The following is a 13,005-nucleotide window of genomic DNA, read 5'->3' on the forward strand; positions in this document are numbered from 1 at the left end:
GTTAAATAAAAAGTAAAACGCTTTGAGATGATATTAACCAACAAGCACAGTATCCATCAAAACAACAAATCTATAACCATAATCCTTTATGGGTTATTGGTTGCGTTTATCTTTTCAACACAATCATTCGCAAACAGCTTTAGCCTCATGGCAACCGGGGAAAAAACCAAACCCACGCTCACCTTGAATGAGACTCAAAAATCATATTCAGATGAATCCAAAAACAATATAAATACCGCTAGCTTTATTGAAAGCCCAAAAACAGAAAACCAGAGACAAGTTATTGCACTCTTAACTTTAACAGTCATTATGCTGTGTCTCTTTTCTGTGCTTTTGTGGAAGCAAAACAAAGCTTTGGTTTATGAATCTTCAATGATAAAATCCAAATTGGATGAATATCTGAAGATCACAAATACCAATGAGGATCTGAAACAGATACAGGAAGAACACAGACAACAATCTTTGGCTTTGAATGAACGCCAACAAAAAATAGTCGATTTGATGGCCTTTGGATATTCCAACAAACAAATCGCAGACAAACTATTCATTTCGGAGAATACCGTAAAATACCACATCAAAAACATCTATCACGTCCTTCATGTAAAGGATAGAAAGACTCTTTGGCTCACTCAAAGTTAATTATTCAAAAACTACTTTATTTTTAAAAACTTCTAACCAATTGGTTAGAAGTTTTTTATTAATCACGTTTCGCGATTGCTATAATTTAACATTTTTTACAAAACGCGAAAACTATCGACAAAATACACGATAAATCACAAATACTACCCGAATACTACCCGAAAAATGACAGTTTGTCTATGTTTTTTTTAAGAAATTTGTAGGGAAAGCTTTGAAAAACTCTTATGCGTTCCTAATAAAATTTCACGAACAGCATTCTTAATTGTCTCAAAAATCATAATTAAGTCTCAAAAAATTCCCCCAAAATTTTGGCTGTTTAACAAAAAACATAACTCAGTACAAACCCAAAAAAGCTACACTATGAAATCAAAAATTATTTTTTCATTATTAATGTTGTTTATTATTCTTGGCAGTGTGGAATGTTTTTCCAACACCAAAAATGGTAAAGATGAAACCAAAAAATCATCACTTTTATCCAATGGCACAGTACAATGTAATTCTGAAGTGCCAATTCCATTAATCGCTGGTACGTTTGATAATTTAACAGCCACCACTACAACTACCGGTGCCTGTATATTAGGATGTGGCGTCTCAAACATCTCAAGAATAACCGATTCCAATCAAACCAATTACGCAACAGCATCCACCTTAATTGGATTGGGTGTAACCCATAGATTAAGAGCTACCGACAGCAATGATATTTTTGCTTCCGGGACTTTTGCCGGTTTTAGGATTGCTCCTAGCGGCGGTATAATCTCTGTAGATTTATTGAACAATATTTCGATAAGAACTTATCTTGCCGGCACATTAAGAGAAACCTCAACGGGTGCTTCACTTATCAACTTAAGTTTGCTGTCGAATCCGGGGAATTATATTTTAGGATTCAACACTAATTTGTCCTTCGATGCAATTGAAATTTCCATCAATAGTTTAGCAGGTGTTGCTACTTCAATCAATGTATACTATCCGGTCATCAGAAGCTATTGCGCTGGACCGGATTTGTCTTGTAATACCCCAACGGCTTTAAATCTTCCAACTTTTCCAGCCGCAATCGAAAATTCACATACCGGATTATCAGGAGTGAGTGTTGGAAGCATCAACAATCCTGAAAGTGCTATATCTTCCAGCACAACCGATTATGCCGATTTAAATTTAATCGCCGGTGTATTAGGTACAGCAAGTTTGTCTGTAAAAGATGAAGCCACTGATTATCCCGCAGGTACTTTTGCCGGTTTTGATATTTTCAATCTAAATTTAGTCAGCGTTTCCGCGCTGAGTAATGTGCAAATAAAAACTTTTCTAAATGGCGTGTTTAAAGAGCAGTTTTCAGGAACCAATCTTCTTGCCAATGGCGCTGTACTCAATTCGAATGGCCGTTATACATTAGGCTTCGTTGCCAACACTTCGTTTGATGAGATTCAAATCAATCTCAACCAAACTGTAGGAGTTAGTCTTGGTCAAACCAGAATTTACAGTGCAGTTTTTGAAAAATTCTGTGCCGGTCCGGCTTTGCCTTGTAATACGCCAACAGCCATTAGCGCACCTGTTTATCCTGTTTTTATTAATGGCGTAAGAACAGGAATTGATGGTTTAGTTTGTGCCCTTTGTTCTATTGTTAATACCGACAGATTGATCGATACAGATCCTAATAATTATGCTTTAATCGATTTGACAGCAAGCGTTGGAACCGCTTCAAAAATCTCTGTAAAAGACCAAATTACCGATTATCCGGCCGGAACTTTTGCCGGATTTGATATTGAAAGCATCGCTTTATTGAATGCCAATGTTTTTGATGCCATACGGGTAACAACCTATTTAAATGGCGCCCAACAGGAAACCAAAACCGGAAATGGCCCACTAATTTCGGTCAACACCTTTCTTATTGTTGGAACCGGCAGACAAACCATAGGTTTTGTAACAACCTTACCTTTTGATGAAGTTCAAATAACGCTGACCAATCTGGCAACAGTGACTTTAGGAACGGTGAAAGTGTACAGTGCTGTACTGCAAAAATTCTGTCCGGCTACAGTCGAGTGTAACAAATCTTACGCTTGGACAAGTCCGGCTTTCCCAGTTTACATTGATGGTGCAAAATCAGGCATCAGCGGTCTGGCTTGTGCAGCTTGTGCCATAAATGATGTTGGAAATGTTTTAACTGCGAATACCACTGATTATGCCCGCATCACAATTACTGCAGGGGTTATTGAATCAGGTGCCATTGCGGTTAAGGACCAATTGTTTACTTATCCTCCGGGAACTTTTGCGGGATTCACCATAAAAGACCTCAATAATTTAATTGAACTCGATTTATTCCAATCGTTAACGATTTCAACATACAACAATGGATCATTTCAGGAAGCAAGAACAGGCGCACAATTAATCAGCTTGTCTTTACTGGTTCCGATTTTAGGAAGCGGACCAGGATTTTATAATGTTGGTTTTAAAGCCACATTGCCTTTTGATGAAATCCAAATCAGGATCGGTTCTTTGGCCAGTGTGATAAACAATGTCAATGTTTATGGTGCTTTTGTAAACACCAAAGACAGTGACGATGGTGGCACCGGGTCATTGAATTGTAATGCTTCTGATTTGAGCGTCCTCAAAACGCCAAGCAGTGCAACCCCAATCGTAGGTTCAAATGTAACCTTTACTATCCTTGCGGCTAATGCCGGACCAAGAGATGCTGATGGTGTTACTGTTACGGATGTATTGCCTAACGGTTATACTTATGTAAGTTCAACTGTCTCTACAGGAACTTATAACAATGGCACAGGAGTTTGGACAATTGGCAATTTAAATGCAGGAAGTAACGCTACGTTGACCATAACGGCTACAGTGAGAGCTACCGGCAGTTATGCTAACACGGCTACGATAACCGGGAACCAACCCGATCCAAATCCGGGTAACAACACCTCGACATCAACGCCAACACCAATTAATGTAATCATTGCCAATGATGATGTTTCGGCACCAATTAATGGTTACACCGGCGGAACCTTTACGAATGTTTTGTCTAATGATACTATAAATGGTCAGCCGGTAATTCCGGCTCAAGTGACTACTACCTTCGTTTCTTCTACAAATCCCGGCATAACCTTAAACGGGACCAATGTTCAGGTTGCCGCTGGTACTCCGGCAGGGAATTATTCGCTGGTTTATAAAATTTGTGAGATTATCAATCCAACCAATTGTGATCAGGCAACAGTTTCCGTAACGGTTACTGCTCCTGTGATTGATGCGGTTAATGATACTTCCCAACCCATAAATGGTTTTACGGGAGGAACATTCACCAATGTTTTGGCCAATGATACTTTGAATGGTCAACCGGTAATTCCGGCTCAGGTAAATACAACATTTGTTTCTTCAACCCATCCCGGCATAACCTTAAACGGAACCAATGTTCAGGTTGCTGCCGGAACTCCTGCAGGATCTTATACGCTGACCTACAGAATTTGTGAAATAAACAATCCAAGCAATTGTGATCAAGCTGTAGTAACAGTTAATGTTACTGCTCCGGTTATTGATGCGGTTAATGATACATCACAACCTATAAATGGTTATACTGGAGGAACTTTTACCAATGTATTGGCTAACGATACCTTGAATGGCGCTCCGGTTGTTCCGGCCCAGGTCAATACCACGTTTGTCTCTTCAACCAATGCCGGCATAACCTTGAACGGAACCAATGTTCAGGTTGCTGCCGGAACCCCTGCAGGATCTTATACTTTAACATACCAAATTTGTCAAATCATCAATCCAACCAATTGTGACCAAGCTGTAGTAACGGTTAATGTTACTGCTCCGGTTATTGATGCGATCAATGATAATGGTGCCAATGTAAATGGGTTCACAGGAGGAACATCTTTGGCAAATGTTTTGGTTAATGACACCTTAAATGGTCAACCAGTAATTGCAAACCAAGTGAATACCACTTTTGTCTCATCGACTAATGCCGGAATCACTTTATCAGGAACCAGTGTAAATGTAGCTGCGGGAACTCCTTCGGGCAATTATTCCCTAGTTTACAGAATCTGTCAAATCACCAATCCTGGCAATTGTGATCAGGCAACAGTTTCAGTAACGGTTACTGCTCCGGCTATTGATGCCGTGAATGATGCTGGTGCAAGTGTTAATGGTTTCACAGGAGGAACATCCTTTACCAATGTTTTAGTCAATGATACCTTAAATGGTCAACCTGTAAATCCTGCGCATGTGAATACCACTTTTGTATCTTCTACCAATGCCGGAATTACTTTATCAGGCACTAATGTAAACGTAGCAGCTGGAACTCCGGCAGGGAATTATTCTTTAGTTTATAGGATCTGTCAGGTTACTAATCCAAACAATTGTGACCAGGCAACGGTTACCGTAACGGTTACTGCTCCGGTTATTGATGCGGTTAACGACACTGGCGCAAGTGTTAATGGTTATACTGGTGGAACCTCTTTCACCAATGTCTTGGCCAATGATACTTTAAACGGTCAACCGGTAATTCCGGCTCAAGTGAATACCACCTTTGTTTCTTCAACGAACGCAGGTATATCTTTAAACGGCACTAATGTTCAAGTTGCCGCTGGAACGCCAGCAGGATCTTATACTTTGACTTATCAAATTTGTCAAATCATTAATCCTAACAATTGTGACCAAGCAACAGTTTCTGTTACAGTTACGGCACCTGTTATTGATGCCGTGAATGATGCCGGTGCGAGTGTAAATGGTTTCACGGGAGGAACATCCTTTACCAATGTTTTAGTCAATGATACCTTAAACGGTCAACCAATAATTGCGAATCAGGTAAATACCACTTTTGTATCCTCTACCAATGCCGGTATATCATTATCCGGCACCAATGTGGTTGTCGCCGCAGGAACTCCTTCCGGTAATTATTCCCTAGTTTATAGAATCTGTCAAATCATCAATCCAAGCAATTGTGATCAGGCGACAGTAACTGTAACAGTAACCGCTCCGACAATTGATGCCGTGAATGATACTCCGGCTCCTATTAATGGTTACACTGGCGGTACTTTTACCAATGTGCTAGCCAATGATACTTTGAACGGTCAACCGGTTAATCCTGCTCAGGTAAATACCACGCTGGTTTCTTCAAGCAATCAGGGCATTACTTTAAACGGCACCAATGTTCAGGTTGCCGCCGGAACACCTGCAGGATCTTACACCTTAATTTATCAAATTTGTCAAATTACAAATCCTAATAATTGTGATCAAGCGACTGTATTTGTAACTGTTACCGCTCCGCCTATTGACGCTGTAAATGATATTGGGACACCAGTGAACACTAATACCGGCGGTACTGCATTGACTAATGTTTTGGTTAATGACACCTTAAACGGTCAACCTGTAAATCCGGCGCAAGTGAATACTACACAGGTATCCGTAACCAATCCGGGTATTTCATTATCAGGAACCAGTGTCGTTGTAAATCCAGGAACTCCTCCGGGGACATATACTCTGACTTATCAAATTTGTCAAATCATTAATCCAACCAATTGTGATCAGGCAACAGTATCCGTTACCGTCTCTTGTAATCAAATTGCAGGACCGGTATTATCTACAACACAACCAACTTGTACTTTGGCAACCGGTACCATTACAGTTACCTCACCTACAGGAAGTGGTTATAGTTACAGTATCAATAATGGCCCTTTTCAACCTAGTCCTTCTTTCCCAGGTTTGACAAATGGTAATTATAATGTAACATTTAAAGATACTAATAACTGTATTTCTTCCGCTACCGGAACTACGATTAATGCCCAACCGGCAACACCAGTGGCTCCTACGGTGACTACAATACAACCCACTTGTACTGTAGCTACCGGAAGCATTACGGTTACAGCTCCGACTGGAAGTGGATTAACGTATAGTGTTGGTGGCACTTATCAAGCCAGCACAACTTTCTCTGGACTTGCAGCTAATGTTAGTTACAATGTAACGGTGAAAAACAGCAGCGGTTGTATTTCTCTGGCAACATCGGCCCCAATTGGCCAACAGCCGGCAACACCAGTAGCACCAACTGTAAGCATAACACAACCTAGCTGTACTTCAGCAACAGGTTCAATTGTAATAACCGCTCCGACAGGAACCGGATTGACTTACAGCATTGGTGGTGCTTATCAAAGTAATACGACTTTCCTTAGTCTTGCAGCCAATACTAGTTATAACGTAACAGTGAAAAATGGTAGTGGTTGTATTTCTTCGGCAACATTGGCACAGCTTGGTCAACAACCTGCAACACCTGCTGCACCAACTGTTAGCATAACACAGCCAACTTGTAGCACTGCTACCGCTACAATCACCGTAACAGCACCAACAGGAACTGGATTAACTTATGCCCTAAACAACGGAACATACCAATCCAGCAACATCTTTAGCGGTCTTACTGCAGGAACCAATTATAATGTAACCGTAAAAAACAGTAGCGGTTGTATTTCTTCTACAACACTGGCTGTTGTTAATGGAGTCCCTACTTCTTGTAACGCAGCAGGAATATACCACACTGCCCAAACTTGTACCGGATATAATAATAATTCCAGCAGTCAATTAATTGGGCAGTTGTGTTATTCTACCAGACAAAATAAAGTTTCAAATGTAACTCCTGGTCAGTTCTTCTACAGCACAAGTTTAATTGCGCCATCAGCCAGTTTCTGTGTGAATATCATAGAAACCAAAAACTGTCCCGGCCAACTCGACCTTTTTGCCATTAACCAAAACAATCAGATTACTTTATACAATGCCAGTTGTGGTACTGTAGCTGGTGGAGCTCAAGTTGTATTAGGCACCAGTCAGGTTTGTATAACCAATGCTGTGCCCGGCGCGCAATATATCTTATTTGCTAAATTCAATGCTAAATCCATAGTGAACTCAACATTCACCGGAGCGGCGCCAACCTGTCAATACAATTTTGTTAGTCAAATCAATGGTGTAAATATTCCTGGCAGTGAGACCAGTGTCACTTTAGCACCAAACTGTTCAGCAAAAGGTGAAATAGATGAATACTTGTCATCAACTGTAGCACCAAATCCATCTAAAGATAGCTTTGACCTGCATATTGTGTCATCGAGTGAAGACAATGTTTCTATAAGAATTATAGATACTAACGGAAGAATAATCAAAGAGTTTATCTCCAATCCAAAAGAGATTGTACGTTTTGGAAGCGAGTTAACCAGCGGTTTGTATTTCGTAGAAATCACTCAAGGCATGGAAAGAACTGTAGTAAAAGCTCAGAAATTATAACACCACGATTATTTCTGAAAAGGGTGACGAGACTTGAGACTTCTCGTTGCCCTTTTTTATTTTAGAAAATCGATGTTTCTTTTCAAGCCTTCTAGCTTTGTCCTTTTCAATGGAGAGTTGGTAAAGACTTTGGCAAAAGTTTCTTCGGTGATTTCTTCCCAGTCTTTTTTGGTGTATGAAAGTAATTCCGGATAGGGTGAAAACAAAGGTTCGCTGTGTGCTTTAGAAAATTTATTCCACGGACAAACATCCTGGCAGACATCACAACCAAACATCCAGTCATCGAGCTTGCCTTTCATTTCCTGCGGAATATTGTCTTTAAGTTCAATCGTAAAATAGGAAATGCATTTGCTTCCGTCAACAACATAAGGCGCCACTATGGCTTCGGTCGGGCAGGCATCAATACAAGCCGTACAGGTTCCGCAATGATCCGTGGTTGCATTGTCATATTCCAATTCCAAATCGACAATCAATTCGGCGATAAAATAAAATGAGCCCACTTGTTGTGTCAATAAATTACTGTTTTTGCCAATCCAGCCCAAACCGCTTTTAGCAGCCCAAGCTTTGTCCATTACGGGTGCAAAATCTACAAAAGCGCGCCCGGGAACATCACCAATTTCTGTTCGGATGCTTCGGAGTAATTTTTTTAATTTTTTCTTGATGACATTGTGGTAGTCTTTTCCGTAGGCATATTTTGAAATCTTATAACTGCCTATAATTTGCTCTTCAGGCGGATAATAATTGAGCAAAAGGGAAATGACACTTTTGGCACCTCCAACCAATAAAGTCGGATTCAACCGCATGTCAAAATGATCTTCGAGATACTTCATTTCGCCATGATGGTTTTGCTTTAGCCAATGTTCCAATCGTGGTGCTTCTTCTTCCAGAAAACCGGCTTTGGAAATTCCACAAGACAAAAAACCGAGGCGCTTGGCTTCGGCTTTTATGAATTGGCTGTATTTTTCTTTGTTGTTAATCAAAACAATCCTCCTTGAATATTGGTATTGATTTTTCCCAAATGTTTGTATGCTTTCTCAGTCACTTCTCGTCCTCTTGGAGTTCTGATGATAAAACCTTCCTGAATCAGGAATGGTTCGTAAACTTCCTCGATCGTTTCTCCGCTTTCGGAAACGGCTGTCGCCAAAGTAGACAAACCGACTGGTCCCCCTTTGAATTTATCTATTATTGTAACTAGGATTTTGTTGTCCATTTCGTCCAAACCATGCGCATCAACATGCAATGCTTTGAGTGAAAAACGGGCTATTTCGATATCTATTTTACCATTGCCTTTGATTTGGGCAAAATCACGTACACGACGCAACAAGGCATTGGCTATACGAGGTGTTCCTCGACTTCTGCCTGCGATTTCAATCGCGGCTTCCATCGTTATCGGCATTTTTAAAATGCTTGAACTGCGTTGGACTATGGTCGTTAACAATTCGGTGTTGTAATATTGCAATCGGCTTTGAATTCCGAAACGGGCGCGCATTGGTGCGGTTAATAATCCTGAACGCGTTGTTGCGCCAACCAATGTAAACGGATTCAAATTGATTTGCACCGTTCTGGCATTCGGTCCGGATTCAATCATGATATCGATTTTAAAATCTTCCATGGCAGAATACAGATATTCCTCCACGACCGGACTCAAACGATGGATTTCATCTATGAACAAAACGTCTCTTTCTTCCAAATTAGTCAGCAATCCTGCCAAGTCTCCGGGTTTGTCTAAAACCGGTCCGGAAGTAATTTTGATGCCAACTCCCAATTCATTGGCCAAAATATTAGCTAAAGTGGTTTTTCCCAATCCCGGTGGTCCGTGAAATAAAGTATGGTCGAGCGCTTCATCTCTTTGATTGGCGGCTTCCACAAAAACTTTAAGGTTTTCAAGCACTTGTTCCTGACCCGTAAAATCATCAAAGCTAAGCGGCCTTAATTTTTTTTCGAGGTCAAGTTCTTCGGGATTAAAATTAGTATTGGTTGGATCTAAATTCTCGTTCATATCACAAATATATAACAAAGTTAGCTGCAAATAAAAATGCCTTTCGGTTAGGAAAGGCATTTGTTATATTTTATATAGAGAATTAGTGATGTAAAACTTCTTCTCCCGGTTTCATTGGTACGTTTTGCGGTACAAAATCATCATCATGACCCGGTTTGCTGTAGTCATAAGGCCATCTGTGTACGTGAGGAATTTCTCCAGGCCAGTTACCGTGCATGTGCTCGATTGGCGCTGTCCATTCCAAAGTATTAGATCTCCATGGATTTTGAACAGTTCTTTTACCGTAGAAAATACTACTGAAGAAGTTGTACAAGAATACCAATTGGAACGCTCCACCTACTAAGGCAAACATGGTGATAATTACGTTTACGTTTTGTAAATCGTCAAACAATGGGAAGTTAGTATTGGTATAATATCTTCTTGGTAAACCAGCCATTCCGATAAAGTGCATTGGGAAGAATACTCCGTAAGCACATACTGCCGTTACCCAGAAGTGAACATATCCTAAGTTCTTGTTCAACATTCTTCCGAACATTTTAGGGAACCAGTGGTAAATACCAGCGAACATTCCATACAATGCAGAGATACCCATTACCAAGTGAAAGTGAGCTACAACGAAGTAAGTATCGTGAACGTTGATATCCAAAGTACTATCTCCAAGGATGATTCCTGTTAAACCTCCGGTGATGAAGGTAGAAACCAATCCGATAGAGAATAACATGGCAGGGTTTAACTGCAGGTTACCTTTCCATAATGTTGTGATATAGTTAAATGCTTTTACCGCAGATGGAATCGCAATCAATAAAGTCGTGAATGTAAATACCGAACCTAAGAATGGATTCATACCCGAGATAAACATGTGGTGACCCCATACGATAGTTGACAAGAACGCAATAGCAATAATTGACATAATCATCGCTCTGTAACCAAAGATTGGCTTACGAGAGTGCGTAGCAATAATTTCAGAGGTAATACCTAATGCAGGTAATAATACGATATATACTTCAGGGTGACCTAAGAACCAGAATAAGTGTTCGAACAATACCGGTGATCCACCTTGATAGTGTAATACTTCACCCGCAATATAAATATCAGACAAGAAGAATGAAGTACCGAAACTTCTATCCATGATCAACATCAAAGCTGCTGATAATAATACAGGGAAAGAAATAACTCCAATTACAGCTGTGATAAAGAAAGCCCAAATCGTAAGTGGCAATCTTGTCATTGACATTCCTTTAGTTCTTAAGTTGATAACCGTAACGATATAGTTCAATGATCCTAATAAAGAAGAAGCAATGAATATCGCCATAGAAACCAACCATAAAGTCATCCCTGCACCAGAACCTGACATGGCTTGTGGCAAGGCACTCAATGGTGGATAAACTGTCCATCCTGCAGAAGCCGGTCCTGATTCCACGAATAATGAAATCACCATTACAACACTTGATAAGAAGAATAACCAGTAGGAAATCATATTCAGGAATCCTGACGCCATATCTCGTGCACCAATTTGTAATGGAATTAATAAGTTACTAAATGTTCCACTCAAACCTGCGGTCAATACAAAGAATACCATAATGGTACCGTGAATGGTTACCAATGCCAAGTAGATTTCGTTTGACATTACACCTTCCGGCGCAAATTTATCTCCTAGGAGGAAATTGAATATTTTGAATGATTCTTCAGGCCAAGCCAATTGCATTCTGAAAAGCATTGACATCCCAACACCAATTACACCCATGATGATACCGGTAATCAAATACTGCTTGGATATCATTTTGTGATCAATACTAAAAATGTATTTAGTAATGAACGTGTCTTTATGGTGGTGTTCGTGTTCGTCGTGACCGTGATCGTGATTGTGAGCTTCTGCTGACATATAGGTAAACTTTTAAATTTTATTTATTGTTTCTGTTCTGCTTGAGCAACTACTGTTGTGTCTTTTACAGGGGAAGCTGCTGTATCCTTAGCTGGAGCAGCATTTTCTTTTTCTTCAGAAGCTTTTGCCTCTGCCGCTGCTGTTTTCACAGCCTGAACGATAGTTTTCGGAGCATTTTCCTTTAACCAGTTTTTATAATCTTCCGGAGTATCAACTACAATTTTCATTTGCATGTTGTAGTGAGAAGCACCACAAATTTTGTTACATAATAATAAGTAATCAAAAGTATATGGATCAAGTCCGGGTTGTCCTTCTGCAATTAATTTTTGGCTTTTCGCAGATCTAATCGCATTGATATTAGCTACTTTCTCAATCATTGCCGGTTTGTCTCTCATCTCTTCCGTAGTCAAAGTCGGGATAAAAGAGAAATTAGTTACCATACCGGGAACACAGTTCATTTGTGCTCTGAAATGAGGCATATAAGCGGAGTGTAAAACGTCCTGAGAGCGCATTTTGAAAATCACTCTTGTTCCTTTTGGAATATGCAATTCAGATGAAGTAAAGTCATCCTGTGCATTTGGATCAGACAAATCAACACCAAGGTTGTTTACACCTTCAATGTATCTTACGTTGGCTTTTCCTAAAACATTGTCAGCACCAGAATATCTTGCTTCCCATTTGAACTGTTGTGCATACAATTCGATAACGATAGCATCGTCAGCGTCTTCTTCATCTACAAACATAATGTTTGTCCAGGCATACAAACCGTAAAGGATTAAACCAGCCAAAACAATCGCCGGGATAACACTCCAGATGAATTCCAATTTGTTGTTATCAGCAAAGTAAAGTGCTTTTTGCCCTTGTCTTCCTCTGTATTTAAAAGCAAAATAGTGTAATAATGCCTGAGTAATTGTTTGTACAACGAAGATTAAAACCATTGAAATTACCATTAAGTTGTCAATTTCCGGTCCGTGTTCTGAAGCAGAATCACCAATTAAAGGGAAATGACTGTAATTCCAAAGACAAAAAATGGTTGTGATATAAATAAAGCACAGGAAACCAAACATCAGGTAACCGTTCACTTTATTATCGCAATCGTTAGCCACTTGCGTGTCATTTACATTTCCACCAACTTGTGTTAAGTCAAATATTTTAGTTAACTGCCATAGGGCAACTGCCAATAAAACTACAACTATAAGTATCAAAAGAGTTGTCATTTGTAATTTACTTTAAA

At 39.9% G+C, this 13,005-nt stretch carries 6 protein-coding genes; 2 read left to right on the plus strand and 4 right to left on the minus strand.

Annotated elements, in window-relative coordinates:
• Positions 1-147 precede the first annotated feature (147 nt).
• The gene (locus P1K33_RS14335) at positions 148-639 is read left to right on the plus strand and encodes a LuxR C-terminal-related transcriptional regulator (RefSeq protein WP_284653682.1); all 492 of its coding nucleotides are present in this window, start codon (positions 148-150) and stop codon (positions 637-639) included.
• Positions 640-999: 360 nt separating this feature from the next.
• Positions 1,000-7,890, plus strand: coding sequence for a T9SS type A sorting domain-containing protein (locus P1K33_RS14340; RefSeq protein WP_284653683.1), 6,891 nt, complete (start codon positions 1,000-1,002; stop codon positions 7,888-7,890).
• 56 nt (positions 7,891-7,946) lie between these two features.
• Here the strand turns inward: P1K33_RS14340 and queG are convergent, their stop codons facing one another.
• The 4 genes from queG to P1K33_RS14360 form a co-directional block, all read right to left on the minus strand.
• Positions 7,947-8,870 (minus strand): tRNA epoxyqueuosine(34) reductase QueG, encoded by a 924-nt coding sequence (gene queG, locus P1K33_RS14345; RefSeq protein WP_284653684.1) that lies wholly within the window; start codon positions 8,868-8,870, stop codon positions 7,947-7,949.
• Positions 8,867-9,889: a Holliday junction branch migration DNA helicase RuvB gene (gene ruvB, locus P1K33_RS14350; RefSeq protein ID WP_284653685.1), complete on the minus strand. Its 1,023-nt coding sequence runs from the start codon at positions 9,887-9,889 to the stop codon at positions 8,867-8,869. The genes queG and ruvB overlap by 4 nt, the downstream gene beginning before the upstream one ends.
• A gap of 82 nt (positions 9,890-9,971) precedes the next feature.
• The gene (locus P1K33_RS14355) at positions 9,972-11,771 is read right to left on the minus strand and encodes a cytochrome c oxidase subunit I (RefSeq protein ID WP_284653686.1); all 1,800 of its coding nucleotides are present in this window, start codon (positions 11,769-11,771) and stop codon (positions 9,972-9,974) included.
• A 23-nt stretch (positions 11,772-11,794) separates the two neighbouring features.
• A complete protein-coding gene (locus P1K33_RS14360; RefSeq protein ID WP_284653687.1) occupies positions 11,795-12,988 on the minus strand; it encodes a cytochrome c oxidase subunit II in 1,194 nt (397 codons plus the stop codon).
• Positions 12,989-13,005: the final 17 nt, after the last annotated feature.

This window comes from Flavobacterium terrisoli (genome assembly GCF_030167905.1).
GTDB lineage: Bacteria > Bacteroidota > Bacteroidia > Flavobacteriales > Flavobacteriaceae > Flavobacterium > Flavobacterium terrisoli.

Bases quoted from the DNA above. Each gene is read 5' to 3' on its own strand.
- P1K33_RS14360 (WP_284653687.1), bottom strand. From the start codon at position 12,988: ATGACAACTCTTTTGATACTTATAGTTGTAGTTTTATTGGCAGTTGCC.
- P1K33_RS14355 (WP_284653686.1), bottom strand. From the start codon at position 11,771: ATGTCAGCAGAAGCTCACAATCACGATCACGGTCACGACGAACACGAA.
- ruvB (WP_284653685.1), bottom strand. From the start codon at position 9,889: ATGAACGAGAATTTAGATCCAACCAATACTAATTTTAATCCCGAAGAA.
- P1K33_RS14335 (WP_284653682.1), top strand. From the start codon at position 148: ATGGCAACCGGGGAAAAAACCAAACCCACGCTCACCTTGAATGAGACT.
- P1K33_RS14340 (WP_284653683.1), top strand. From the start codon at position 1,000: ATGAAATCAAAAATTATTTTTTCATTATTAATGTTGTTTATTATTCTT.